Source organism: Rhodococcus sp. B50 (assembly GCF_013602415.1).
In the GTDB taxonomy this organism is placed as follows: domain Bacteria; phylum Actinomycetota; class Actinomycetes; order Mycobacteriales; family Mycobacteriaceae; genus Rhodococcus.
Window position 1 is genome coordinate 302,690 of the sequence record NZ_WPAG02000002.1, and the last position, 25,698, is coordinate 328,387.

The following is a 25,698-nucleotide window of genomic DNA, read 5'->3' on the forward strand; positions in this document are numbered from 1 at the left end:
ACACGGGCGCCGATATCGTGGGCACGTGAGTCCCACTGCCCGTCGTCCCGAGGTCCTGATCGCCGAGTTGCGCGACGTCCTGACCGGTCCGCTCGCGGAGATCGCTCAGCGCTTCTCCGTCTACGTCGGCGACCTCGCTCCGCACAGCGCCATGGTGATCTTCACGAGGGAATGCACCGGCCGGCCACGGAAGGTGGCGGGCGACCCGTCGATCGTCGACCGGGTGACCATCGCCGAACTCGATCGGGTGCGGAGCGAGCTCGCCGTGGGGGAGATCCGCCGCGGCAGCTTCCGTGTCGCGGGACGCGATCGCGAAGTGTGCGCGATCCTCGACAGCACCGACACACTGTTGCTGTTCGTGCCGCGCGGCACGCGGGCGACCGCCGCAGCCCTCGAACTCGTGCGCGCGGCGTTCGGCGTGGTCGCCACCGGAATCCGGCTGCAGGTGCACACCGCGAGTCCGGCATATCTTGCGGAGTCGAGGGCCGCCTCGGCGGAGCGGGCCCGCACCGTCGCCGAACTCACCGAGTCCCATGCCGTGACCCTCGAGACGATCCTCGCGACCCTGCGATCGAAGGATCTCGACGACACCCGAGCCCGGACCACGGCACGGGAGACGGCGACCGAGGCGCTGATCGGTCTGCGATCGGCGGTGGATCTGCACCGCGAACTCGCGGAGGAGGCGCTGACCACCGCGTTCGCCCGACTGCACGGCGAACTGCGCGATCTCGTGCGGCACCGGCCGCTCGACCTGCAGATGGTCGCCCCGCCGGTGGGTGGACGGGGACTGCCGGGCGAGGTCGCGCACGCGGCCCGCGCGATCGCCCGGGGGGCGGTGCTGGCGCTGTCGGGCCAGACCGACGTGACACGGGTCCGGGTCGCGTGGAGCTGCGACAACTCGACTCTGCTGGTGGACGTGCGCGACGACGGCACCGGCGAGATCGAGGTCGCCGAACTCGAACGTCAGCTCCGCGATCGTGTCGAAACCCTGGGCGGGGGAATCGAATCCGAATCGACTCCCGGCTGGGGGACGCGGATCGCGGTGAGCTTTCCGCTCGACCTGCCGGTTGCTGCGACGGACGGGCAGGCGCTCGATGCGCTCGCCGCTCTCGCGCCCCGGGAGATCGAGGTGCTCGAACATCTGGTCGCGGGACGCCGCAACCGCGTCATCGCCGAACGTCTCGGCGTGAGCGAGTCGACGGTGAAGTTCCACGTGGCCGGCGTACTACGAAAACTCGGCGTCAGCACTCGCGGCGAGGCCGCGGCTCTCGGTGCAGAGGCCGGGGTCCGCGCCGCGGGCTGACGCCGAGTTCTCCGTCGTCGGGTAGCCCGTCGAGGACGATCAGGCAGCCGGTGCCGGCGACGTGGTCGTCGTGGGGGCGACGGTCGTCGTGGGCGTCCCGGAGGAGGTGGTCGATCCGGCGGTGGTCTCGCCCGTCGCCGGAGTCGTGGTATCCGACGGTGCGGGGACCGCGGCCGTGGTGGTCACCGGGGTGGGCGTGGCTGCCGGCGCACCGGCTTCGGGTGCGAGCGGGGCCACCGGCGCGGCGGGATCGCCCGCGGGGGCCGGTACGCCGTCGACGGGGGCGGGCACGCTGCTGTCGACGACCGCCACACCGTCGGTCTCGGTCGCGGACGGTGAGGTCTCCGGTGCCGTGGACGCCTCCGCGGTCTCGGCCTTCGTCGTCTCCTCGGCGATCATGAGCACCGCGGCCCGGTCGACCTTCTTCGGATCGACCTTCTTGCCCTCCTTGGCTTCCTTGGCCAGGTGTTCGAGCCATGCGGCGGCGTACTCGACGGTGGACGTGCCGTTGCCGTCGATGTCGTCGTCCCAGTAGTCGAAGTGGTGACCGTAGTGGTCCCGGGTCTCCTCGTTGTAGCCGAAGGTCTGGTCGTAGGGGTCGGCGAGCACCACCGCGAGGGTGTTCTGGTTGCTCCGGATGAACCCGACGACCTCCTTGACGATCTTCTCCGGCAGGTATGCGAGATTCGACAGACGCTCCGCGGGGATGGGCGCCTCGGCACCGTCCTCTCCGGTGGCGTCGGCGTCGGCCGCCACAGGCGTGGTGGGGCGTGCGGTAGCGGGGTCGTAGCTCGGATCGGAGACCTTGATCAGCACCTCGAGGAAGGTCTCGTCCGACCGCATCCAATCCGGGTCCGCCGAGATGTCGGCGAGGGCGAGCAGCGCGACCCGACCGATGACCTGGGCCAGGTCGGCGCCGGTCGCGGGGGTGAGGCCCTCGCGCTCGAGCGCGTCGCCGTTGACCTGACGGCCGACGTTCGCGAGCAGTTCGATCAAGGCGATGTTCTCGGGTGCCGAGCAGGTGAAGTCGCCCTCGGAACAGAACGACGCGACCTTGCCGTCGAGGAGACCGAAACCGCCGTTCGTGTCGGGGAGGACGCCGCGGCCGGGAACCGCGGGGCTTCCCGGCTGGTAGGGGCGGTCGAAGCCGTCGGGATTGGTGCCGTTCTCCGCGCCGGGGAAGAAGCCGTCGCCTTCCTTGCGGCCGGCGTCGGAGAGGATGACGACGCCGCTGACGGCGTCGGGATCGATGATCTCCCAGGAACCGTCCTCGCCCGGCTCCTGCGCACCGATCTGCATCGCGGCGCGGCGCGCGACGTCGGCGCCCTCGCTGAACCCGACGATGGCGAACTGGGTGTCGGGGCAGGACCGCCGGATGGCCTTCATCACCTCGATGGTGTTCTCGGCACCCTTGTTCACGGCGTTCTCGTAGCTGGCGAGGTCGGCCGGGTACTCGATGTAGATGGCCGCGTAGCCGTCGCCGGCCTCGTGGTTCGCGAGCGGCGCGCTGATGACCGGCTCGACCCAGTGGCTGCTGTAGGCGCCCTGTTGGGCGGCGGGAAGCCGGTTGCCGTTCTCGTCGACGAGCATCATCGCCTCGTCGCGAGGGATGTCGCCACGACCGCCGATGCCCAGGCTGACCATGTCGTGACATTCGGTGGTCTTCGCGAGGCCGGCGAGATACGGGTCGGCAACGGTGGGGGTGTCCTGTTGCGGAAGCACGATCGCGGCCGCTGCCACGACTCCGAGTGCGGTGGGAGCGAAGACGCCGGCGAGAATTCGCCGACGCGACAGCGACTTTCGAAGTGCCATGGGCCTCTACCAATCCGTTTCTCACCGAGGAATTGCCGGCCCGCCGAAGTGCGGCGGGTCGTAACGGATTTCGTGAAGGTCGGTCGGAGCGTTACATCGACACAGGTTTGCCGAGGTGGCGACGGAGAATGCCGTCGCGAACAGCGGACCGCACAATGCAAGAGAAATACGCCGATCGGACAATTCGACGTCGGCGGGGTGCGACTGGCCGTTCGGCGGGGTCGGACCCGTCGAACGATCAGGAGCAGAGCGTCGCGGGAGTGGCTAGGGTCGGAATCACCGGAAGTCGGAATCACCGGACATTGCCGGTCGCATCACGAAACGGAGACATCATGTCGCAAACAGTCCGCGGAGTCGTCGCTCGCTCGAAGGGAGCGCCTGTCGAGGTCGTGCCCATCGTGATCCCCGATCCCGGACCCGGTGAGGTCGTCGTCGCGATCGCCGCGTGCGGTGTGTGCCATACCGACCTGCATTACCGCGAGGGCGGCATCAACGACGAGTTCCCGTTCCTGCTCGGCCACGAGGCCGCCGGCGTCGTCGAGTCGGTCGGCGAGGGTGTCGACTCCGTCGCCGTGGGCGACTTCGTCGTCCTGAACTGGCGCGCGGTGTGCGGCCAGTGTCGCGCCTGCAAGCGCGGTGAGCCGCAGTACTGCTTCGACACCTTCAACGCCACGCAGAAGATGACGCTCGAGGACGGCACCGAGCTCACCCCGGCGCTGGGCATCGGCGCGTTCGCCGACAAGACCCTCGTGCACGCCGGCCAGTGCACCAAGGTCGACCCGAGTGCCGATCCGGCCGTCGTGGGCCTGCTCGGCTGCGGTGTGATGGCCGGTCTCGGTGCTGCCGTCAACACCGGCGGGGTCACCCGCGGTCAGTCCGTCGCGGTCATCGGCTGCGGCGGTGTGGGCGACGCCGCGATCATGGGGGCCCGTCTGGCGGGTGCCGGCACGATCATCGCCGTCGATCGCGACGACAAGAAACTCGAGTGGGCCACCGATCTCGGCGCGACCCACACCGTCAACTCCACCTCGGTCGACGCCGTCGAGGCGATCAAGGAACTGACGAACGGTTTCGGCGCCGACGTCGTCATCGAGGCCGTGGGCCGTCCGGAGACCTACAAGCAGGCCTTCTATGCCCGCGACCTCGCCGGCACCGTCGTTCTCGTGGGTGTGCCCACCCCGGACATGACCCTCGAGATGCCGCTGATCGATTTCTTCTCGCACGGCGGTTCGCTCAAGAGCTCGTGGTACGGCGACTGTCTGCCCGAGCGCGACTTCCCGACCTACGTCGATCTGTACCAGCAGGGACGTCTGCCGCTCGAGAAGTTCGTCACCGAGCGCATCGGCATCGACGACGTCGAGAAGGCGTTCGAGACGATGCACCGCGGTGAGGTGCTGCGTTCGGTGGTGGTCCTGTGAGCACTTCGCCGATCCGCGTCGACCGGGTCGTCACGTCGGGCACCTTCGCGCTCGACGGCGGCGAATGGGAGGTCGACAACAACATCTGGCTCGTCGGCGACGACTCCGAGGTGGTGGTGATCGACGCCGCGCACACCGCGCAGCCGATCATCGACGCCGTCGGTGGACGGAAGGTCGTGGCGATCGTGTGCACACATGCCCACAACGACCACATCACCGTCGCGCCCGAACTGTCCGAGAAGCTCGACGCGCCGATCCTGCTCAACCCGGCCGACGACATGCTGTGGGAGATGACCCACCCGGGTGTCGCGCACGGCACGCTCGAGGACGGGGAGCGGATCCGGGTGGCCGGCACCGACATCCGGGCGATCGCCACCCCGGGGCATTCACCGGGTTCGACCTGCCTGTACCTGCCGGAAGCGGGTGAGCTGTTCACGGGCGACACGCTGTTCTCCGGCGGACCGGGTGCGACGGGCCGCTCGTTCTCGGACTTCCCGACCATCATCGGGTCGATCCGCGACAAGCTGTTCGCGCTGCCCGCCGAGACGAAGGTGCACACCGGTCACGGCGACGGCACCACCATCGGCACCGAGTCGCCGCATCTCGAGGAGTGGATCAAGCGCGGCAGCTGATGCCGCCGGTGCGCGGTTCCGGTAGCAGGCGCTACCGGAACCGCGCACGAGGGCACCGCTACTCTCACCTTCATGGCGAAGAAGCAGATCCCGGTGATCGTGGTGGCCGGATTTCTCGGCGCGGGGAAGACGACGCTGCTCAACCACCTGCTGCGCAACACCCGCGGTGCGCGGATCGGCGTGATCGTCAACGACTTCGGTTCCGTCAACATCGATTCCATGATGGTGGCGGGTCAGGTCGATTCGATGGTCTCGTTGAGCAACGGATGCCTGTGCTGCGCAGTCGATGTCAGCGACATGGACGCGATGCTCGACAAGCTCGCCCACCGCGCGTCCGATCTCGACGTCATCGTCGTCGAGGCGAGCGGACTCGCCGAGCCCCGTAATATGATTCGGCTCGTCGCCGGCTCGGAGAACGAATACGTCACCTACGGCGGCATCGTGCTCGTCGTCGACGCGGTGGAGTTCGACGCGACCGCAGCGCAGCATCCCGAACTCGAGCAGCACGTCGCTCTCGCAGATCTGGTGCTGATCAACAAGACCGATCGTATCGACGGCGACGCCCACGACGATCTGCTGACCCGCCTGTGCCGGCTCAACTCCCGCGCGGCGGTCGTCTCCACCGACCACGGTCGCATCGATCCGGCGCTGTTGTTCGACATCCCGGAGCGTCCCGGTCCCCGGCCCGGGGAGCAGCTCACCCTCGACGAGCTGCTCTACGAGCAGGACGAGCACGACCACACCCATCTGCACGAGGGCTACGACGCGATCACCTTCGAAGCCGCCGACGCACTACACCCCCGCGTGCTGGTCGATTTCCTCGAGAACCAGCCCGCAGGGGTGTTTCGTATCAAGGGATACGTGCATGTCACTGCCGGGTTGCACACCGCCACCTATCTGGTGCACACCGTGGGCGATCACATCCGATTCGACACGGTGGGTCGCGGGGACGATGTGCCCGGCGGGACGCAGCTCGTCGTCATCGGCGCCGATCTCGACGCCGACGACGTACGGGAGCAATTACGCCGCTGTGTGCCGACCGAACCGGTGTCCGCGGACGCGATGTACGCGATACACCGATTCACGCCTCGCTGACGCGGACGGTCGGGCTCAGCGTGCAGCAGAGGTGCGGCGCTGGGGACGGCGCCGACCACCGGTTGCGGCTGCGGCACCCTGACCGGCCGAACGCCGGCCTCCGGCCGCACGCTGTCCTGCCGAGGAGCGCTGTCCATCCGCGGAACGCTGTCCGCTCGAGGAGGAACGCTGCCCCGAACCGGAGCTCTGAGCGGAACCCTGACGGGGAGCCGACGAACGTCGACCGCCGCCGTTGCGCTGCGGACGCGACGGCGCGGCAGCCTGCTTCGGTGCCGGCGGAACGTGCGGCGCGATCTCGCCGACGAGCTTCAGCACATGCTCGGAATCCGCCGTCACTTTCACCGGGGTGACGTCGATCGCGGCCTTGCGCATGATGGCCGCGAGATCCCTGCGCTGGTCGGGCAACACGACGGTGACGACGTCGCCGGTGCTGCCGGCGCGGGCGGTACGGCCCGAGCGATGCAGGTAGGCCTTGTGCTCGGCCGGCGGGTCGACGTGCACGACGAGTTCGACGTCGTCGACGTGGACACCGCGCGCCGCGACATCCGTCGCGACGAGCACGCGGGCCTCACCCGACGAGAAGGCCGCGAGATTGCGGTCGCGGGCGTTCTGCGAGAGGTTGCCGTGCAGGTCCACCGCCGGAATACCGGAGTCGGTGAGCTGCTTGGCCAGCTTGCGGGCCTGGTGCTTGGTGCGCATGAACAGGATTCGGCGACCGGTACCCGACGCGAGGGTGCGGACGAGGTCCTTCTTGGCATCCATACCCGCGACGTCGAAGACGTGGTGGGTCATCGCGGCGACGGGGGAGGTGGCCTCGTCGACCGAGTGCATGACCGGGTTCTTCAGGAACCGCTTGACGAGCTTGTCGACGCCGTTGTCCAGGGTGGCCGAGAACAGCAGCCGCTGACCGTCTTTCGGCGTCGCCGTCAGGATCCGGGTGACGCCCGGGAGGAAGCCGAGGTCGGCCATGTGGTCGGCCTCGTCGAGCACGGTGACCTCGATGTCATCGAGCGCGACGAACTTCTGGCGCATGAGGTCCTCGAGGCGGCCCGGGCAGGCGATGACGATGTCGACGCCGCGACGCAGGGCCTCGACCTGACGCTTCTGCGATACGCCACCGAAGATCGTGGTGACCTTCAGCCCGGACGAATGCGCGAGCGGTTCGATCGCCGCGGCGATCTGGGTCGCCAGTTCGCGGGTGGGGGCCAGGATCAGGCCACGCGGCCGGCCGGCCGCCCGGGTGCTCCTGCCGGCGAGACGGGCAGCGAGCGGGATCGAGAAGGCCAGGGTCTTACCGCTACCCGTGCGGCCGCGTCCGAGGACGTCGCGGCCGGCGAGCGTGTCGGGGAGGGTGTCCACCTGGATGGGGAAGGGGCTGGTGATCCCGGCGTCGTTCAGTGTGGCGACGAGCGGGCGGGGCACCCCGAGATCGGAGAAAGATGTGGTCATGGAACAGCGCTGCCTTTCGATGCGGCGTGTGTGCACTCGGCGGGTCGTGCCCGTGGTGCTGTGCGATCGCCGCAAGGAAAGCCGGTGCATCTGTGCGTACTGCAGCTGCGCGTGCGGGCCGGGCACGATCCCGGGCCGCCGGTATCCCACGACGGTGGGCGTCGTCGTGACGCCCGAACCATGTCACCCTACCGCACGGGGTGCGTGCCTATCCTCGTCCCGGCTACAGACCCACCCATTCCGAGGCGCCCTCGGTGAAGTGCTGCCGCTTCCAGATGGGTACCTCGGCCTTGATGCGTTCGACCAGCTCGGCGCAGGTGGCGAAGGCTTCTGCGCGGTGCGGGGCGGCGACGGCCGCGACCAGCGCGAGATCGCCGATGGTGAGATCGCCCACTCGATGCACCGCCGCCACCGGCAGTCCCGATTTCGCCGCGACGTCCTCGCAGCACCGCCGCAGGAACGCTTCGGCATCGGGATGTGCCTGGTACTGCAGGGCGGTCACCGACTGCCCGCCGTCGTGGTTGCGGACGACACCGGTGAAGACCACCACGGCACCGTGTTCGGCGCCAGCCACCGCGGCGTCCACCGCCGCGGGATCGAGTGGCTCCGACGAGATCCTGGCCAGTAGTTCACTCATGAGCGCCGCCTCCTGCGACTTGGGCCAACAGATGGTCGAGGATCGGGTCGAGGGCGGCGAGACCGTCCTTGACCCCGCCGGGAGAGCCGGGCAGGTTCACGACGACCGTGCGGCCCGCGAGACCGGCGATCCCGCGTGAGAGCACCGCGTGCGGAGTGGCGGCGAGTCCGCGCTGCCGGATCGACTCCGCGATGCCGGGCAGCTCGCGATCGAGCAGTGCGAGAGTCGCTTCGGGGGTGGCGTCGGTGGGCGACGCTCCGGTACCGCCGGTCGTGACGACGAGGGCCGGACCCGGACGGACCGCGTCGGCGAGACCGGCGGCGATGTCGGCGTCCGCATGGACGAGGGGGCCGCGGACTGCGAATCCCTTGTCTTCGAGCCACGATCGGATGAGCGGGCCGGTGCGGTCCTCGCGGGTGCCCGCCGCGACACCGGTCGATGCGACGACCACCGTGGCGGAACGCCCCGACTGTTCCGGCAGTTGCTCCTCCCGCTCCGGCTTCCCGTCCCGGTGGGGAGCGTCGTCGCGGGTCCAGTGGCCGCGCTTGCCGCCCTCCTTGGAGACCAGCCGCACGCCGTCGAGAACGGCGGCCGGATCGACGGCCTTGACCATGTCGTGCAGGGTCAGGCCCGCGACGGCGACCGCGGTGAGCGCCTCCATCTCGACTCCGGTCGGGCCCTTGGTCTTCGCGGTGGCCTCGATCGTGATCGAGGTGTCGGTGAAATCGAACATCACCTTCACCGACGACAGCGCCAGCTGATGACACAGGGGGATGAGCTCCCAGGTGCGTTTCGCCGCGGCGATACCCGCGATGCGGGCCGTGGCCAGGACGTCGGCCTTGGGCATGTCATCGGCCCGGACGAGCGCGATCACCTCGGGGGTGGTGACGAGTTCGCCTGCCGCCACGGCGATCCGTGTGGTGTCGGTCTTCGCGGAGACGTCCACCATGCGGGCGCGTCCCTGGTCGTCCAGGTGGCTGAGATCGGTCACAGGATCCGTACTTTCACGAGGTCTCCGGCTTCGAGGGAGGTGGTGTCGGCGGGGATGTCGAGGAGCACGTCGGCGGCGGCGAGTCCGGCGACGAGATGCGATCCGTGCCCGCGGAAGGGGGTCACCCCGTTCTCGTCGAGCCGTCCCCGCAGGAACTGGCGGCGCCCCGGGATCGACGTGAGATCGGTGGTGAGCGGCAGCTTCTCGCACACGACCGGCGGATAGCCGGCGGCGGCCCGCAGCGCCGGTCGCGCGAACACCTCGAACGAGACGAGGGCGCTGACAGGATTACCGGGGAAGGTCAGGATCGGGACACCGTCGACCACCGCGGTGCCCTGGGGTCCGCCGGGCTGCATCGCCACCGACACGAACTGCCCGCCCTGGGGGCCGAGCGTGTCCTTCACGACCTCGAAGTCACCCTTCGACACCCCACCCGAGGTGAACACCACGTCGGCGACACCCACGGCGTGTCGGAGCATCGTCACGAATTCCTCGGGATCGTCGTGGCAGTGGTCGATGGTCACGACGTCCGCGCCGTTGGCCGTCGCGCTCGCTGCCAGCGCCGGTCCGTTGGAATTGAAGATCTGGCCGGGGCCGAGTTCGCTCCCGGCCGTGACGAGTTCGCTTCCGGTGGAGATGATCGCGACGCGCGGCCGTGCACGGACGGGAATCGAGGTGAGACCGACGGCGGCGAGCGCAGCGATGTGGCGGGCGGCGAGGACCGTGCCGGCCGGGAGCAGCAGATCGCCCTTGCGGACGTCGGTGCCCGCCTCACGCACGTAGGTTCCGGGCGCCACGCTGCGCTCGACGGTGACGGTGTCCGGGTCGGGGGAGCGGGTGTCCTCGACCGGGACGACGGCGTCGGCGCCGTCCGGGACGGGTGCGCCCGTCATGATCTTCAGCGCGTGACCCGGTTCGAGCGCCGCGACGGTGTCGCCCGCGGCCAGCACGCCCTGCACGGGCAGATCCGTGGGGGCCGACGCGAGGTCGTGTGCGCGTACGGCGTAACCGTCCATCTGGGAGTTGCGGAAGGGCGGCAGGTCCAGCGGGGACTCGATGTCCTGCGCGAGCGTGCGGTGCAGTGCGTGGGCGAGCGGCACCCGCAGCGGGCTCTTCTCCCACAACGGGCCGAGCAACTCCGCCACGTGCTGTTCGTGTTCCTCCACGGACCGCTTGCCGCTCGTCATGCCGCCATCCTAGGCACACGAGTGGCGCGCCCCACCCTCGACGACGCGCCGTGGGTGCCCCGTCTGTCCGGATGCGGTGTCACGATCATCGGTTGTGGGCATACTGGGCTGTATGAAAGCGATGGTCGTATGACAGCCGTGGACATGGGCATCCCGGTCGTGCGCGATCGCGCAGACGACGTGTCCGATCGGCCCGACGTGCCCGAGCTCCTCGACCGTTTCGGTCGTGTCGCACGAGACCTGCGGGTATCCCTCACCGAGAAGTGCTCGCTGCGCTGCACCTACTGCATGCCTGCCGAGGGACTTCCCGAGATCCCCCGCGACAAACTGCTCACGAGCGCCGAGATCGTGCGTCTGGTGGGCATCGCGACCGGTCGGCTCGGTGTCCACGAGGTGCGCTTCACCGGCGGGGAACCGCTCATGCGCCGAGATCTCGAGGACATCGTCGCCGGATGCGCGGAGCAGACGCCGGGCCTGCCGATCGCACTGACCACCAACGCGGTCGGTCTCCGACATCGCGCGCAGGCACTGGCGGACGCCGGACTGACCCGGGTGAACATCTCGCTGGACACCATCGACCGCGAGCACTTTGCGCGGCTCACGCGCCGCGACCGGCTCGATTCGGTGCTCGACGGCATCCGGGCTGCGGTGACCGCCGGGTTCGGACGGGTGAAGGTCAACGCCGTCCTGATGCCGGAGACCCTCGAGGGTGCGGCAGATCTCTTGGCATGGTGCCTGGACGAGGGCGTCGAGCTGCGGTTCATCGAGCAGATGCCCCTCGACGCCGATCACACCTGGGCCCGTTCGCAGATGGTGCCGGCGGAGCAGTTGCTCGACGTGCTCGGTCGACGGTTCACGCTCACCGCGACCGAACGGGAAGATCCGTCCGCGCCGGCCGAACGCTGGCTCGTAGACGGCGGCCCGGCGACCGTCGGGATCATCGCTTCGGTCACCCGTTCGTTCTGCAGCGACTGCGACCGCACGCGCCTGACGGCCGAAGGGACGGTCCGGTCCTGCCTGTTCAGCGACCGGGAGACCGACCTACGCGCAGCCCTGCGGGGCGGCGCCACCGACGACGAACTCGCCGCGGTGTGGCGCGGGGCGATGTGGAACAAATGGGCCGGACACGGAATGGACGCGGCGGACTTCGCGCCGCCGCAGCGGAGTATGGGAGCTATCGGTGGCTGATGTGACGACCGGAATCGAGGTGCGGTACTTCGCCGCGGCGGCGGACGCGGCCGGACGTGAGAAGGACACGATCGACCTGCCGGAGGACGCCGATCTCGGTGCGCTGCGTGCCGTTCTCGTCGATCGCTACGGACCCGGTATGGAGCGCGTCCTGTCCGTGGCGGCATTCCTGCTCGAGCCCGGCGACGGCGGTACGGGCGAACTCACCCGGGACCTCGGCCGCCCGGCCGGGTCCCGAGTGGACGTCCTGCCGCCCTTCGCGGGTGGTTAACCCTCGCGCCACCAGGTATCGAAGGGCGCCACGGGCATCACGCGCTTGTGCCGCGTGTCGAGGAACTTCGTCTCGAGCCGCTTGGCGAGGTCGTCGGTGACGTCCTTGCCTTCGAGATAGTCGTCGATCTCGCTGTAGGTCATGCCGAGCGCTTCCTCGTCGGGCAGCGCGGGGCGGTCGTCCTCGAGGTCGGCGGTGGGGATCTTGATCCAGGTGCTCTCGGGCGCCTCGAGCTCGCGCAGCAGCGCCGCGCCCTGCCGCTTCGTCAGACCGGCCAGGGGAGTGATGTCCACGCCGCCGTCGCCGTACTTGGTGTAGAAGCCGGTCACCGCTTCGGCGGCGTGATCGGTGCCGACCACGAGGTAACCGAGCTCGCCGGCGATCGCGTACTGGATCATCATGCGCTCGCGGGCCTTGATGTTGCCGCGCACGAAATCGCGCAGACGCGTCTCGGTGCCGTGCAGCGCGCGGGCCGCCTCCGAGGCGGTCGCGTCGGCTCCGGGCTTGACGTCGACGCCCAGCGTGCGGTCGGCACCGATGAACTCGAGTGCGACGAGGGCGTCGTGCTCGTCGGCCTGCTTGCCGTAGGGCAGACGCACCGCGACGAACTCCGCCGTGTGGCCCTCGGCGCGGAGCTTCTCCGCTGCGAGCTGGGAGAGCTTGCCGGCGAGCGTGCTGTCCTGCCCGCCGCTGATGCCGAGCACGAATCCCTTCGCGGGAGTGCTACGGAGGTAGTCGGCGAGAAACTGCACCCGCGCGTCGATCTCGGCGCGCGGGTCGATGGAGGGCTTCACCCCGAGTTCTTCGATGATCCGATCGCGAAGGTTCGTCATCTGCACGACACTAGCGTTCCCGTGTTACTGCTGCGATACAACGGCGAAGAGCGCGGGCAGGCAGACTCTTCGGCGTGAGCACCGGAGATCTCTTCCGCAAACACGACCCGCACGCGAACCCGGATTTCTTCCGGGCCGAGGCGGCCGGTCTGGCGTGGCTCGCCGAGGCCGGTATGCCGGTGGCGGCGGTGCGGTCGGTGAGCGAGCACCACATCGAACTGGACCGGATCGCCGAGACGTCCCCTTCCGCCGAGGCCGCACGGAACTTCGGCGCGGCACTCGCGCGGATGCACGACGCCGGTGCCGGCGGTTTCGGCGCGGCACCCGACGGTTACGACGGGCAGCTGTTCATCGGACGCCGTCCCATGAGCCGCACCGTGCACGACACCTGGGGATCGTTCTACGTCACCGAACGGGTGCTGCCCTTCCTGCGCATCGCGGTCGACGCGGGCAGCGTCACCGGCCACCAGTGCCGCGACATCGACGCCGCCTGCGATCTCGTCGCGGCGGGAGCCTTCGACGACGACGATCCACCCGCGCGGCTGCACGGAGACCTGTGGAACGGCAACGTGCTGTGGTCCCCGCAGGGCGTCGTCCTGATCGATCCCGCCGCGCACGGCGGACACCGCGAAACCGACCTGGCGATGCTCGCACTCTTCGGCTGCCCGCACCTGCGCCGGGTCGTCGAAGGCTACGAATCGGCGCATCCGCTGGGCGTCGGATGGGAGCGGCGGGCGCCCGTGCACCAGCTGCATCCACTGGCGGTACATGCCGCGGGATACGGTGCCGGGTACGGGCGGGAGCTGCACCGGGCGGCACTCGCGACCCTCGAACTCGGAGGCAGTACGTGAACGGGATCCTCGTCGTGTCCGCAACCCGCGCCGAGGCGGCGCACGTCCCGGAGCGCTACGAGACGGTGATCACCGGGATCGGGAAGGTGGACGCGGCGGTCGCCGTCACGGCGGCGCTCGCGGCGTATCCGGCCGACGCGCGGCCGCTCGTCGTCAACATCGGTACCGCCGGCGCGTTGCGCACGCATCACTCGGGGTTGTTCCTCCCGTCCGCCGTGCTCAACCACGACATCAGCAGCGAGATCCTGAAGAGCCTCGGTCATCCGGTGCGGGACGTTGTCGACATCGACGACGGGGACGGCAGTGTGCTCGCGACCGGTGATTCGTTCGTCTCGGACGCACAGATCCGCGACGCGCTCGCCGCCCGCGCCGATCTGGTGGACATGGAAGGTTTCGCAGTCGCCTACGCCGCTCGTCGTATGGGCGCGCGGTGCCGGCTCGTCAAGCACGTGAGCGATCAGGCCGACGACTCCGCGCTCGATTGGCCGAAGCAGGTCGACCGCAGCGCACAGGAACTCGCGCGGTGGCTCGTCGAGCGCTACTGACGCATCTCAGCGCCCATTCGTGCGTTCGGTGAGTGTGACGGTGACCGAACCGGTGGTCAGAGTGAGGATCTCCCCGTCGAGCGTCCACCGGGGTGCGCCCGCGAACAGCGTCCGCACCCAGTCGTCGGCGCCGTCGCGCGGGGGAGGGCACGCCATCCTCGTGGACGCCAGGGTTCCGGCACGGATCTGTCCTCCGGACAGGTCGGCGGTGCCGGTGAACCGGTTGCATCCGGCGGATGCGGCGAGCCGCTCCCGGGCGGGGAACGACAATTCCAGCGGGCCGCCTCCGGGGATGGGCCGCCCCGTGACCTCGGTGGAGACGTAGCGGCGGCCGATCGGATCGGACGGCGATGCTCCGATTCCGCATCCGGACAGCACCGCACCCAGAGTGAGGACGGCGACGACACGGACTGCTCCCGGCATGCGTCTCACGGTACCGAGAACGGATCAGCGGGCCGTGAACTCCAGTCCGTCGGTGCCGTTCGCCGCGATGAGCGTCATCGACGATCCCTCGATGCTGTAGGTGGTCTCACCTGCGAGCACGGTGAGGATGTGTGTCTCGATGTCGGTGACCTCGGGGTCGGCGCAGGCGGCACGGGTCATGGTGAGCGGTTCGAACAGGACGACGTCGTCACCGACTTCGGCGGTGCCGCCGAACTCGTTGCAGCCCGTGTTGCCGGTGACGGTGCCGTCCTCGGAGAACACGAGCGTCGGCGCGGCGCTCTCGAGTGCCACCGAGGTGGTTACGGCATCGGCGGTGCGCAGCGACGTCACCACCCAGTCGGTGCCGGCGATCGGACGGTCGGGGTCGACGACCTTCTCGTCCTCGAGAAAGACCGTGATGTCGTCGCCGGTCAGGGTGACGGAGTTCCCGTCGAGCGACCACCGGGGTTCCACGCCGAACAGGGCCGTGAGCCAGGCGTCGGCCTCTTCGCGCGCGGGCGGGCAGGCCATCATCGTGCTCGCCAGGTTCGATGTCTTCACCGTGCCGCCGGACAGGTCCACGCCGCCGACGAAGCGATTGCATCCGGCGGTCGCCGAGATACGTCCGTCCTCCGGGAACGCGACCACCAGCGGCCCGGCCCCGGGGATCTGTGCACCCGTCACGTTCGTCGACACGAAGGTGCGACCGGTGAGGTCGTCGGCCGAGTTGCCGGCCGAATCCGAATCGGTGCTGCACGCGGCGGCCACGGCCGCCAGGCAGATCAGCGCGCATACCCGGAATGTGCGAAACATGCCGTTACGGTACGGCGCTCGATCCGGATTCGTGGGCACCTCGGCCGGTGACGACGCGGTGTGCCAGTTCGGCCCAGTTGTCGGCGAGTCGGCGCAGCGGATAACCGAGTTCGCGCCACTGGTGGAGCACCAGCGTCGCCTCGAGCGACGCCATCAGCGAGGTCGCCAGCAACCGGGTGTCGCCGCCGATGTCGGCAGCGCGCAGTAGGGCGTCGACGTGGGCGAGCGAGACCAGGTGGGCGGGGGCGGAGTAGTGGGAGTCCCCGGCGGCCTCGGCCGCGCGAAGCAGTTCGCCCTGCACCTCGACGAGTTCGATGCGCGCACGGCCGAAGGCGATCAGCCGGTCGAGGGGTTCGCCGTCCGGGCCGAGCGGGGGCGGGCCGAACAGGAAACCGTGCTGGAACTCGCGCTCGCTGTGGTCGAGCAGTGCGCGGACGAGACCGGCGCGGGAACCGAACCTGCGGAAGACGGTGCCTTTACCGACCCCGGCCCGCGCCGCGACGGCATCCATCGTCACGGCGTCGACGCCGCGCTCGGCGACGAGCAGGGCGGCGGCGTCGAGCAGACGAGAACGATTACGTGCGGCGTCACCCCGTTCGGAGAGTTGCTCCTCCGCCAGGGGTAGCGCCCGAGCGCTCGCCAGGGGCAGTGCTCGACCGTCCGCGTCCGGCAAGGGGCGAGTGTTCACAAGGTCACACTCTAGCGGGGCGAGGAATAAAGCGGACCGCGGTCCGTTTAACCTTGCGTAGTCAACCACTTCGACCCGAGGATGTTCCCATGACCCGAGTTCTCGCCCTCGTCGGCAGCCTGCGCGACGGCTCCGTCTCCCGTCAGCTCGCCGAGACCGCCGCGGCGGTCGCCGCCGAGAACGTCGAGGTGACCCTCTACGAGGGCCTCGCCGACGTTCCCTTCTACAACGAGGACCTCGACGGCGAAGCGGCTCCCGCTGCTGCCGTGGCCCTGCGTGACGCTGCCGCCGACGCCGATGCCGTACTGGTCGTCACCCCCGAATACAACGGCACCGTCTCCGCAGTGCTCAAGAACGCCGTCGACTGGCTGTCCCGCCCCTACGGTGCCGGCGCGCTGAGCGGCAAGCCCGTCGCCATCGTGAGCCAGTCGCCCAGCCAGAACGCCGCGAAGTGGGCCCTCGAGGACGCGGTCAAGGCCGTCGGAATCGCCGGCGGCACGATCGTCGACGGTGGTTCGCTGTCCGTCGGTGAGACCTTCGGCAAGTTTGCGGGCGTCCACGCCAAGGAGCACGCCGAGACCGCGCAGCAGGTCGCTGCGGTTGTCGCGGCACTCGCCGACGCCACCAAGGTGCTCGCCAACGCCTGATCGGAGCGTCCGTCCTCCGGCGGACCGACCGGCCCCGACACCCGCGGTGCCGGAGACTCCCGAGGTCTCCGGCACCGCGGGTGTCCGCGTCTCTGCGCGTCCGTCGCATCGCCGGAAGTTCGGCTCGTCGCGCTCTCGACGGTTCGATACGGCCTGCAGCGGGAATGCCCCGGACACAGCCCACCGTTCGGAGGTTTGCCCATGACAACCGGGGACACGAGGACCGATCCCGGCCACCGACCCGATCTCGACATAGTTCTCCACGTCGACGGGGTGGAGCATCGCGTCCCGATCGACGTCCGCACCACCGTGCTCGACGCGCTGCGCGACCGCCTCGGGATCACCTCCCCGAAGAAGGGATGCGATCTCGGTCAGTGCGGAGCGTGCACCGTGCTGATCGACGGCCGCCGCACCCTCTCGTGCCTTTCCCTCGCCGTCTCGCACGGCGGCGCCGAGATCGTCACCGCCGCCGGACTCGCCGACGGCGAACTGCACCCGCTCCAGGCGCGGTTCATCGAGGACGACGCCTTCCAGTGCGGCTACTGCACTCCCGGCCAGATCTGCTCCGCTGTCGGGATGCTCGACGAATTCGCCGACGGGGCACCGAGCCACGTCACGGCGGACCTCGAACACGCGCCGGAACTCGACGACGACGAGATCCGGGAACGCATGAGCGGAAATCTGTGCCGCTGCGCCGCCTATCCCAACATCGTCGCGGCGATCCGCACCGTCGCGAGCAGCGACAGCCGGATCGTCGACGGCGACAGCCGGGTCGATACGGAGGAGGCGCGATGAGCTCCCTGCGTTACGAGAGACCGGCCGATCCCGCCGCTGCGGTCGCCGTCGTACACGAGACCCCGGGCGCGGTCTTCCTCGCGGGCGGAACGAATCTGGTCGACCACCTCAAACTCGGCGTCGCGGCCCCCGATCTCCTCGTCGACGTCTCGCATCTGCCTCTCGACATCGTCGAGGAGGCGGCGGACGGAGGAATCCGAGTGGGCGCCAACGTCCGAAACAGCGACCTCGCCGCCCATCCGTTCGTGCGGCGCAACTACCCGATGCTGTCGCGTGCATTGCTGTCCGGTGCCTCGCCCCAACTCCGGAACACCGCGACCACCGGTGGCAACCTGCTCCAGCGCACGCGCTGCTCGTACTTCCGGGATGTGACCACCCCCTGCAACAAGCGCGAACCCGGCACCGGTTGCTCCGCGATCGGCGGATACACCCGTTACCACGCGATACTCGGTGCGTCGGAGCAGTGCGTGGCCACCCACCCGTCCGACATGGCGGTCGCGCTGCTCGCGCTCGATGCCGAAGTCCTCGTCCTCGGCCCGGGCGGTGAACGTGCGATCGCGGTGGAGGACTTCTACCGGCTTCCCGGCGACACTCCCGAGCGCGACACCGTGCTCGAACGCGACGACCTCGTCGTCGGTGTGCGGATCCCGGCATCGCAGAGTTCGCTGTCCACCTATCGCAAGGTGCGCGACCGGGCGTCCTACGCCTTCGCGCTGGTCTCGGTCGCGGCCGAGATGACCGTCGCGGACGGGACGATCACCGGATGTCGCCTCGCGTTCGGAGGGGTGGCACACCGCCCGTGGCGGGCGCATCGGGCGGAAGCCGCACTTCTCGGGCAGCACCCCTCCGACGACGTCTTCGCCGCCGCGGCCGAGGCGGAACTCGCCCAGGCGAGCCCCCTCGACGGCAACGCCTACAAGATCCCGCTGCTGCGCCGAACCGTGGTGGCGACCCTGCGCGAACTCGACGAACGACGGGAACGAGGTGAATCCGCATGAGCCCCGAGCCGATCCGAGCGGGCGGACGCTCCACCGCGCGAATCGACGGACCGGCGAAGGTCGCCGGGACGGCGCCGTACGCCTACGAGCACCCGGTCGACGATCCCGTCTTCCTCGTGCCGCTCACCTCCACCATCGCCCGGGGGCGGGTCGAGCGGATCGACACATCCGCCGCCGAAGCGGTACCCGGGGTGCTGAAGGTGCTCACACCTTGGAACGCCCCGAGACTTACCGACGAGGCCGAAGGTGAGTACTCCGTCCTGCAGACACCCGACGTGCTGTACCGGGGGCAGATCATCGGAGCGGTCGTCGCGGAGAGCTTCGAAATCGCCCGGGAGGCGTGCTTCCTGCTGGAGGTCGAATACAGCGAGGAACCACACGATGCACTCTTCCGCGCCGACCATCCCGATGCCTACACGCCCGAGACGGTCAACGGCGGCTACGAGACCGATTCCGAGCGAGGTGATGTCGACGCCGCATTCACCCGTGCCGACACGGTGATCGACCAGTGGTATTCCACACCGGAGGAGCACAACAACCCGCTCGAACCGCACACCGTCGTCGCGGTGTGGAGGAACGACGTGGTTCCGTCGAACGGTGCGGACGACGAGTACGCCCTGACGCTGTACACCTCGACGCAGCATCCGCACGGTGTTGTCGAGACCCTCGCCCCGGTCTTCGGTCTGGACCCGGATCGGATGCGGGTGGTGTGTCCGTACATCGGCGGGGGATTCGGCTCGAAGGGTGGCCCCCACGCGCACGATGTGCTCGGCGGACTGGCGGCGCGGTCCCTCCCCGGAAGGCCGGTCAAGTTCGCGGTCTCCCGACCCGACATGTTCGCTTACGTCGGCTACCGGTCCCCGACGGCCTCGCGGGTCCGGCTCGCGGCCGACCGCGACGGCAGGGTCACCGGTCTCGTGCACGAGGTGTTCGCACAGTCGTCCCGGGTCACCGAGTTCGTCGAACAGGCGGCGGTGCCGTTGCGCAATCTCTACGACGTCGACAACGCCCGCACGTCCCACCGCGCGATTACACTCGACGTTCCGGCGCCCTTCTGGATGCGCGCTCCCGGCGAGGCCCCCGGCATGTTCGCGGGTGAAGTGGCGATGGACGAACTCGCCGCCGAACTCGGCATCGACCCGATCGAACTGCGCATCCGCAACGAACCCGAGGCCGATCCGGAGACGGGAAAGCCGTGGTCCTCACGGCGTCTCGTCGAATGCCTCCGCGAGGGCGCACAGCGATTCGGATGGGACCCGTCCGATCGCGAACCCGGCACCCGCCGGCAGGGCAACACGCTCATCGGTACCGGTGTGGCGGTCGCGACCTATCCGCACATGGTCAATCCCGGTTCGGAGGCACACATCCGGCATCTCGGGGAGGGCCGCTACTCCGTCCGCATCGGAGCGACCGACCTCGGCACCGGTGCGTGGACGGCCCTGACGCTCATCGCCGCCGACGCCCTCGGACGTCGACCCGAGGACGTGGACCTCGAGATCGGCGACAGCGCACTACCCAACGGTACCGTGGCCGGTGGTTCGTCGGGTACCTCGTCCTGGGGTACCGCGATCGTCACGGCCGCAGAGCAATTCGGCAAGCGATTCGGCGACGACCCGCCGGTGGGTGCCGAGCTGTCCGCGACCGCAGCCGAGAACCGCGAACTGGAGCACTACACCGCGCAGTCCTTCGGCGCGCACTTCGCCGAAGTACACGTCGACGCCGACACCGGGGAGATCCGGGTGCCCCGGATGTTCGGTCTGTTCTCCGTGGGACGGGTCATCAATCCGCGGACGGCACGCTCGCAGTTCATCGGAGGGATGTCGTTCGGGATCTCGATGGCCCTGTTCGAGGAGAGCATCCGCGACGCGCGCTTCGGGCACGTCGTCAACCACGATCTGTCCGAATACCACGTGCCGACCCACGCGGACATCCGTGGGATCGAAGCGGATTGGCTCGACGACGAGGATCTGCACGCCACGCCGATGGGCTCGCGGGGGATCGGTGAGATCGGGATCGTCGGCAGCGCCGCCGCGGTCGTGAACGCCCTGTGGCACGCGACCGGGGTGCGGGTGCGGCACCTGCCGGCCCGGCTCGACGACCTACTGGTCGGCTTGCCCTGACCCGTCGGACCGATAACAGACGAGTGTCCAGCGATTGATGCCCGCCTGACGGCGGTAACGCAGTTCGTCGAGCGCGGCGAGGGCGATGGCGAGCCCTCGACCGCGCTCGGCGAGTGCGTCGGGGAGTTCGACCGAACGCAGATCGACCCGGGCCGGGGCGCCGTCGTCGACGAACACGGCCTCGAGGCGATCGGGGTGGAGTTCCAGGGTGAGCGCGACCGAGACCGCGTCTCCCCGGCCGGCATGCTCGATGATGTTCGCGCCGATCTCGGCGACCGCGATCTCGAACTGCATGCGATCCGAGTCGTCGAGCTCCTCGGCGGCGAACATCTCGGCGGCCAGGTCCATGATCCGGTCGAGGGTGCCTTCACTCGTGGTGGCGGACAGCTCCCACCGTCTCGAAGGGCGCTCGGCGGGTTGTGCTTCGGGCGGCCGGTCAGTCGCCATCGAAAGCCGCGTCCGCGGAATCGTGTGTCGTCAGCACCCGGTCGAGCCGGGTGAGCGCGAGAACGCTCTGCACCTGGGCGGTCGGTGCGGCGATCCGCAGGTCGCCGCCCGCCTGACGGGCGGCCTTCAACCCGGAGACCAGTGCGCCGAGACCGGAGGAGTCGATGAAGTCGGTCCGGCTGAGGTCCACCACGAGTCGGCTGGATCCGTTCTCGACGAGACCACGTAGCTGCTCACGAAGGCGCGGTGCCGCAACCATGTTCAGGCGGCCCGTGGGCTGCACGACCGTGCTCGTTCCCACCTGGCGGGTTTCGTAGTGGCTCATCGATCTCCTTCGCTTTCGGGTCCACGGTAGCGAGCTGCCTGGATCACTACCGAGAGAATGAACAGGTCGAACACGACCCAGACGAGGTTCGCGGTGACTCCCAGCACCGAGATATCGCCGAGGAACAGCCGCACGGTGCCGGTGATCGCTGCGATCACCAGTAGCGCCATGACGAGCAGCTGCTGCCGGAACAGATACCACGGGACACCCTCACCCCCTTGGCGTGTCTTCGGAGTGACCGCGAAGTCCAGCGGCTTGTCGAAATAGACGTTGAGGAAGGCGGTCCAGCACGCTCTGATCCACACCGGGAACAAGGCGAGGCTGTACTGCTGGCCACGCCAGGTCGGCGTCCCACGGCCCACGATGAAGAACAGCAACTGACTCAGGATCAGGAATGGGACGAGTCGCGAGAAGAAGTCGAGGCTGTACGCCTCGACCGGCAGGATCCCGAAGACGAGATAGATCACCGGCGCCGCGAAATAGGCGAGCGCGGCGAAGCCGGAGAGATAACTCCACATCGTCGACCAGTACATCAGGCGCTGCGCGACGGTCATGCCCTTCTGGACGAGTGGGTTCTCCCGCAGCATCACCTGGATCGTGCCCTGCGCCCAGCGAAGTCGCTGGGTGACCATCGTCTTCGGATCCTCCGGGGCCAGCCCGTACGCGAGGATCTCGTGGTGGTAGACGGACTTCCAGCCGGCGCCGTGCAGACGCATCGAGGTGGCCATGTCCTCGGTCACGGAGATGGTGGCCAACGCGAGCATCGGCTCGGCCTCCTCCGCGCGGTCGACGTCGACCGCGCGGATCATCGCGCGGATGGATTCGAGCGCGCCGAGCGGTGACCACTCGCGGTCGGCGAGCCGTTCGAGGACGGTGTCGTCGATCGTGAGGGCGTCGGAGCCGTGTGCGTCGAGCGCTGCGATCTCCTCGAGATCGGCTCGGATGCTGCCGAAGTCGGCGTCGACGATGCTGCGTGCGGCGGCGTCGACCGTCTGCTGGAAGCGGAAGGTGACGTCGGCGAGTGCCGCATCGGTCCGGAGTTCGCCACGTGCGGTGCGCACGGCCCGGCGCACCGAGTCGAGTGCCGCGGCCACGTCCGGCTGGTCGGCGGGCACTTTCCGGCGTGCCCGGTCGACCACCCTTCCCGCGGTGCGCAGGGTGCGTTCCACACCGTCCTCGACGGCCTGGACATAGCCGGCGATGCCGAGCTGCATGAGTGCTTCACGTCGCAGGATCGCGTTGGACCCGCAGAAGAAGGCCGCGTTCCAGCCGTCCTTGCCCTGCTGGATCGGGCCGTAGAACAACGGGGCCTGACTGCCGAGCGGATCGGAGTCGGGGACATTGGTGAAGTACTGCGGGGTCTGGACCAGGGCCATGCTGTCGTCGGTGAAGTATCCGAGTGTGCGGTCGAGGATCTCGGGTTCGGGTACCTGGTCGGCGTCGAGGATCAAAAGGAACTCGCCGTCGGAGTGCAGCAGGGCGTTGATGAGATTGCCGGCCTTGGCATGACGGGGCTTGTTCGTCCAGCTCGCCGACCGCGTCATGTAATCGACGCCGAGTTCGGCTGCGGCCGCGGCGAGTTCGGGCCGGGCTCCATCGTCGAGGATCCACGTGCGGTGCGGATAGCGTATGCGTTGCGCGGCTGCTGCCGTGCGCAACACCAGATCCACGGGTTCGTTGTAGGTGGTGATGAAGACGTCGACCGTCATACCGGCGGGGGCGACGGGCGGCTCGGGACGTCTCCTCAACCGCCACATCGTCAACGCGAACAGCAGTGAGTCGATCAGGCTGTACGTCTCGGCGAGAACGAGCGGGACCGCGATCCACCACGCATCCCAGTTCACGGAGAACAGCCAGCGCCAGACGATGTAGTTCAGCCCGACGATCACGGTGAGGACGATGAGTACGCGCAGGAACGGGGACGGGTAGCCCGCCTTCGTGACCGCGTTCACGGCGCCACCCTTCGTCGTACCGCGACCACGGTGACGTCGTCGAGCGGCGGATCGCTCTCCGTCAGGGCTCGTGCAGCGGCCACCAGGGCCTCCGGGGTGGTGTGAGCGGCCACGAAACGACACAGGGCCGCCGGGTCGCTCTGTTCGTCGAGCAGGTCGAGCAGGCCGTCCGAGCAGACCACGAGCATGTCGCCCGGATCGAGCTGCGCAGTCTCGGACGTCCAGGTGGTCGCCGGGAAGATTCCGAGCGGAGGACCGCCGCCGTGGAGCGGTTCGACCTCACCGTCGGCGCGACGGATCGCAGCCAGACCGTGCCCGGCGTCGGCGTAGTCGACCTGTCCCGTGGAGAACTCGACCGCGGCGACGAAGGACGTGACGAATGTCCCGGTGTGCTCGAAGTCGTCGGCGAGATGTTCGGCACCGAGGGTCAGAACCATCCCGGTGTCGAGGACGCTGACGGGACGGCGCCCGAACCGATCGAGCACCCGACCTACCCCGCGCAGCGAGGAGCGCACGGCCGAGGACAGGATCGCGGCGCCGAGCCCCTTGCCCATGACGTCGGCGACGGTGATCACCAGACCCTCGCGGAGCCGATAGTGGTCGTAGAAGTCGCCGCCCACCATGAAGGCGGGCAGGCACGTCGTGGCGATCTCGTAACCGGGAAGATCCGGTAGCGGCCGGGGGAGGAGCTGGTTCTGGATCTCGGCGGCCCGGTCGAGTTCGTCGGAACGATCGAGCTCGCGTTGAGCCCACTCGGCCAGCTCCGCGAACGTGTCGAGCTGATCCGGGTCGAGGTTTCTCTCCTCGGTGTCGTAGATGCAGAAGGTGCCCACGGGGTGTCCGGTGGGGCCGAACAGCGGATAGCCGGCGTAGAACCGGATTCCACCTGCACCACCGATGCCGGGGATATCCATGAATGCCGGGTCGGACGCGGCATCGGGGATGACGAGTGCAGGGTCTTCCGGTTGTTCGTAGGCTCGAGCGATGGTGGTGCGGCACACCGTCCTTTCGCGCGGAACGTCGGAGAGCTCCAGTCCGAGGATCGATTTGAACCACTGCCGGTCGTGGTCCATCAGCGAGAGCGAGGCCATCGGGACGCCGAACACGCGGCACGCCATGCGGGTGATCTTGTCGAATCGCTCTTCGCGTGGAGTGTCGAGCAGTTCGAGCCGTTCCACATCACGCATGCGTTCGTCCTCGAGATGCTCGGGGAGCAGCGACGCCTCGGGTGTCATCGTGCGGTGTATCTCCTGTGCAGAGCGTCGCCCAGGGCCGCCGCGGACTCGGCCGTGCTGGTCAGGCGCCAGTCGGTTTCCTTGTTGTGATGGAACCACACGAAGGTCGTGACCGCGGGATGACTGTCCAAGTAACCCACCAGATCCCGGATCCAGTCCGGCTTGGATCCACCGGACTCCGCACTCGCGACCTCGGTGACAGCGAGGGGACGCCCCGGAGCGAGCCGGCCGAGTTCGTCGAAGGTCGGACCGAACAACTCCTCGGGGGACTGCCAGCGACTCCACGGTCGGGTGGTGCCCCAGTTGTAACCGTCGATCCCGAGGACGTCGACGTAGTCGTCACCCGGATACAGGGGAGCGACGGCGCTGCTGCCCTCGTGCGGGACGTTGACCGTCCAGATCCAGTGCACGTTGTCCGCCCCCTTGGACGCGAACAATTCGTGCACGTGCCGCCACGCCGCGACATACGTCTCCGGTGAGGTTCCACCGCCGGGACCCCAGGGGTACCAGTCCCCGTTCGGCTCGTGCGCGAACCGCAGGAAGACGGTGCCGCCCCACGCGGTGAGTTCGTCCGCCCAGCGATAGAGGTAGTCGTCGTGCACGCCGGCGGCGATGTCGCTCATCGTCACAGAGGTCCGGTCGTACGTGCCGTCGCCGCGCTGTATCCAGGGCTCCCACGTCACGATCGGGTCGGCACCCGACGCGCGGACGATGTCGAGGGCCCCGATGGGCGGAGGTGAGCGGAAATCGACGAACCACAGCACCGCGCCCGGGGCGGTGCCGACGGCCTCGGTGACCGCGCGGTACTCGTCGACGGCCACCGGGCCACCGGGGGTGCTGATGCCGAAGCGGGGGCACGCGGTGCTCGTCTCGTCGAGCGGGGCGACGATCGGTTCGCACGCGCGGCGCGAGTCGCAGGCGGTGCACAGAGACAGTGCCAGCAGGATGGCGGCCATCGCACGAACCGGGAGCACGAGGAGCCATTCTTCCCGCCCGCGGCCCCTTGCGCAGGCTGTCCTGAGAGGTCCCCACGGTGACGACCC

Annotated in this window: 26 protein-coding genes; 12 read left to right on the forward strand and 14 right to left on the reverse strand. The window is 69.0% G+C overall.

The window, feature by feature from the left end; translation table 11 throughout:
* The first annotated feature begins 25 nt into the window (after positions 1–25).
* The gene (locus GON09_RS01720) at positions 26–1,303 is read left to right on the forward strand and encodes a LuxR C-terminal-related transcriptional regulator (RefSeq protein WP_213930325.1); all 1,278 of its coding nucleotides are present in this window, start codon (positions 26–28) and stop codon (positions 1,301–1,303) included.
* A gap of 39 nt (positions 1,304–1,342) precedes the next feature.
* Here GON09_RS01720 and GON09_RS01725 read toward each other — a convergent pair whose 3' ends face one another.
* On the reverse strand, positions 1,343–3,115 hold the full coding sequence (locus GON09_RS01725) for a cutinase family protein (RefSeq protein WP_213930326.1): 1,773 nt from the start codon (positions 3,113–3,115) through the stop codon (positions 1,343–1,345).
* Positions 3,116–3,447: 332 nt separating this feature from the next.
* Here GON09_RS01725 and GON09_RS01730 point away from each other — a divergent pair, with 332 nt between their 5' ends.
* From GON09_RS01730 to GON09_RS01740, 3 genes are all read left to right on the forward strand, one after another.
* Positions 3,448–4,533, forward strand: a complete 1,086-nt coding sequence (locus GON09_RS01730; protein ID WP_213930327.1) for an S-(hydroxymethyl)mycothiol dehydrogenase — start codon at positions 3,448–3,450, stop codon at positions 4,531–4,533.
* Positions 4,530–5,165 (forward strand): MBL fold metallo-hydrolase, encoded by a 636-nt coding sequence (locus GON09_RS01735; RefSeq protein ID WP_213930328.1) that lies wholly within the window; start codon positions 4,530–4,532, stop codon positions 5,163–5,165. The genes GON09_RS01730 and GON09_RS01735 overlap by 4 nt, the downstream gene beginning before the upstream one ends.
* 72 nt (positions 5,166–5,237) lie before the next feature.
* Positions 5,238–6,260 carry a CobW family GTP-binding protein gene (locus GON09_RS01740; RefSeq protein WP_213930329.1) on the forward strand — a complete coding sequence of 341 codons (1,023 nt, stop codon included), beginning with the start codon at positions 5,238–5,240 and terminating at the stop codon, positions 6,258–6,260.
* Positions 6,261–6,275: 15 nt separating this feature from the next.
* Here GON09_RS01740 and GON09_RS01745 read toward each other — a convergent pair whose 3' ends face one another.
* From GON09_RS01745 to GON09_RS01760, 4 genes are all read right to left on the reverse strand, one after another.
* Positions 6,276–7,709: a DEAD/DEAH box helicase gene (locus tag GON09_RS01745; protein ID WP_213930330.1), complete on the reverse strand. Its 1,434-nt coding sequence runs from the start codon at positions 7,707–7,709 to the stop codon at positions 6,276–6,278.
* 223 nt (positions 7,710–7,932) lie between these two features.
* A complete protein-coding gene (locus tag GON09_RS01750) occupies positions 7,933–8,346 on the reverse strand; it encodes a molybdenum cofactor biosynthesis protein MoaE (protein WP_213930331.1) in 414 nt (137 codons plus the stop codon).
* The gene (moaCB, locus tag GON09_RS01755) at positions 8,339–9,337 is read right to left on the reverse strand and encodes a bifunctional molybdenum cofactor biosynthesis protein MoaC/MoaB (protein ID WP_213930332.1); all 999 of its coding nucleotides are present in this window, start codon (positions 9,335–9,337) and stop codon (positions 8,339–8,341) included. Before moaCB ends, GON09_RS01750 begins: the two co-directional genes overlap by 8 nt.
* On the reverse strand, positions 9,334–10,524 hold the full coding sequence (locus tag GON09_RS01760; RefSeq protein ID WP_213930333.1) for a molybdopterin molybdotransferase MoeA: 1,191 nt from the start codon (positions 10,522–10,524) through the stop codon (positions 9,334–9,336). Before GON09_RS01760 ends, moaCB begins: the two co-directional genes overlap by 4 nt.
* A 129-nt stretch (positions 10,525–10,653) precedes the next feature.
* On the opposite strand from GON09_RS01760, the gene moaA reads away from it, so the two are divergent.
* Both moaA and GON09_RS01770 read left to right on the forward strand, forming a co-directional pair.
* Positions 10,654–11,712, forward strand: a complete 1,059-nt coding sequence (gene moaA / locus GON09_RS01765) for a GTP 3',8-cyclase MoaA (protein ID WP_213930334.1) — start codon at positions 10,654–10,656, stop codon at positions 11,710–11,712.
* Positions 11,705–11,983, forward strand: a complete 279-nt coding sequence (locus tag GON09_RS01770) for a MoaD/ThiS family protein (RefSeq protein WP_213930335.1) — start codon at positions 11,705–11,707, stop codon at positions 11,981–11,983. Before moaA ends, GON09_RS01770 begins: the two co-directional genes overlap by 8 nt.
* Here GON09_RS01770 and nadE read toward each other — a convergent pair.
* Positions 11,980–12,816, reverse strand: coding sequence for an ammonia-dependent NAD(+) synthetase (nadE, locus tag GON09_RS01775; protein ID WP_213930336.1), 837 nt, complete (start codon positions 12,814–12,816; stop codon positions 11,980–11,982). The two genes, GON09_RS01770 and nadE, sit on opposite strands and share 4 nt — an antisense overlap.
* A 74-nt stretch (positions 12,817–12,890) precedes the next feature.
* Between nadE and GON09_RS01780 the strand changes: the two genes are divergently transcribed.
* Entirely contained in the window at positions 12,891–13,667 is a 777-nt protein-coding gene (locus tag GON09_RS01780) for a fructosamine kinase family protein (protein ID WP_213930337.1), read from the forward strand.
* Positions 13,664–14,212 carry a nucleosidase gene (locus GON09_RS01785; protein ID WP_213930338.1) on the forward strand — a complete coding sequence of 183 codons (549 nt, stop codon included), beginning with the start codon at positions 13,664–13,666 and terminating at the stop codon, positions 14,210–14,212. The genes GON09_RS01780 and GON09_RS01785 overlap by 4 nt, the downstream gene beginning before the upstream one ends.
* Positions 14,213–14,218: 6 nt before the next feature.
* On the opposite strand, the gene GON09_RS01790 is transcribed toward GON09_RS01785, so the two are convergent.
* Genes GON09_RS01790 through GON09_RS01800 form a run of 3 tightly spaced genes read right to left on the reverse strand, consistent with a single transcriptional unit; the run spans position 14,219 to position 16,091 of the window.
* Positions 14,219–14,635 (reverse strand): META domain-containing protein, encoded by a 417-nt coding sequence (locus tag GON09_RS01790; RefSeq protein WP_213930339.1) that lies wholly within the window; start codon positions 14,633–14,635, stop codon positions 14,219–14,221.
* 24 nt (positions 14,636–14,659) lie between these two features.
* Entirely contained in the window at positions 14,660–15,448 is a 789-nt protein-coding gene (locus tag GON09_RS01795; protein ID WP_213930340.1) for an META domain-containing protein, read from the reverse strand.
* 4 nt (positions 15,449–15,452) lie between these two features.
* On the reverse strand, positions 15,453–16,091 hold the full coding sequence (locus tag GON09_RS01800; protein ID WP_374195374.1) for a TetR/AcrR family transcriptional regulator: 639 nt from the start codon (positions 16,089–16,091) through the stop codon (positions 15,453–15,455).
* A 134-nt stretch (positions 16,092–16,225) separates the two neighbouring features.
* Between GON09_RS01800 and GON09_RS01805 the strand changes: the two genes are divergently transcribed.
* The 4 genes from GON09_RS01805 to GON09_RS01820 all read left to right on the forward strand — a co-directional run bounded on the left by GON09_RS01805 (position 16,226) and on the right by GON09_RS01820 (position 20,696).
* Complete coding sequence (locus GON09_RS01805) at positions 16,226–16,783, forward strand: NAD(P)H-dependent oxidoreductase (protein ID WP_213930341.1); 558 nt, start codon at positions 16,226–16,228, stop codon at positions 16,781–16,783.
* Positions 16,784–16,984: 201 nt separating this feature from the next.
* Entirely contained in the window at positions 16,985–17,578 is a 594-nt protein-coding gene (locus tag GON09_RS01810) for a 2Fe-2S iron-sulfur cluster-binding protein (protein ID WP_213930342.1), read from the forward strand.
* A complete protein-coding gene (locus GON09_RS01815) occupies positions 17,575–18,576 on the forward strand; it encodes an FAD binding domain-containing protein (protein WP_213930343.1) in 1,002 nt (333 codons plus the stop codon). Before GON09_RS01810 ends, GON09_RS01815 begins: the two co-directional genes overlap by 4 nt.
* The gene (locus GON09_RS01820; RefSeq protein WP_213930344.1) at positions 18,573–20,696 is read left to right on the forward strand and encodes a xanthine dehydrogenase family protein molybdopterin-binding subunit; all 2,124 of its coding nucleotides are present in this window, start codon (positions 18,573–18,575) and stop codon (positions 20,694–20,696) included. Before GON09_RS01815 ends, GON09_RS01820 begins: the two co-directional genes overlap by 4 nt.
* On the opposite strand, the gene GON09_RS01825 is transcribed toward GON09_RS01820, so the two are convergent.
* Genes GON09_RS01825 through GON09_RS01845 form a run of 5 tightly spaced genes read right to left on the reverse strand, consistent with a single transcriptional unit; the run spans position 20,676 to position 25,611 of the window.
* The gene (locus GON09_RS01825; RefSeq protein WP_213930345.1) at positions 20,676–21,143 is read right to left on the reverse strand and encodes an ATP-binding protein; all 468 of its coding nucleotides are present in this window, start codon (positions 21,141–21,143) and stop codon (positions 20,676–20,678) included. The genes GON09_RS01820 and GON09_RS01825 overlap by 21 nt on opposite strands.
* The gene (locus GON09_RS01830) at positions 21,133–21,468 is read right to left on the reverse strand and encodes an STAS domain-containing protein (protein ID WP_213930346.1); all 336 of its coding nucleotides are present in this window, start codon (positions 21,466–21,468) and stop codon (positions 21,133–21,135) included. The genes GON09_RS01825 and GON09_RS01830 overlap by 11 nt, the downstream gene beginning before the upstream one ends.
* Positions 21,465–23,420, reverse strand: coding sequence for a glycosyltransferase family 2 protein (locus GON09_RS01835; protein ID WP_213930347.1), 1,956 nt, complete (start codon positions 23,418–23,420; stop codon positions 21,465–21,467). Before GON09_RS01835 ends, GON09_RS01830 begins: the two co-directional genes overlap by 4 nt.
* Positions 23,417–24,655: a PP2C family protein-serine/threonine phosphatase gene (locus GON09_RS01840; protein ID WP_213930348.1), complete on the reverse strand. Its 1,239-nt coding sequence runs from the start codon at positions 24,653–24,655 to the stop codon at positions 23,417–23,419. Before GON09_RS01840 ends, GON09_RS01835 begins: the two co-directional genes overlap by 4 nt.
* On the reverse strand, positions 24,652–25,611 hold the full coding sequence (locus GON09_RS01845) for a glycoside hydrolase family 26 protein (RefSeq protein ID WP_213930349.1): 960 nt from the start codon (positions 25,609–25,611) through the stop codon (positions 24,652–24,654). The genes GON09_RS01840 and GON09_RS01845 overlap by 4 nt, the downstream gene beginning before the upstream one ends.
* Positions 25,612–25,698 lie beyond the last annotated feature (87 nt).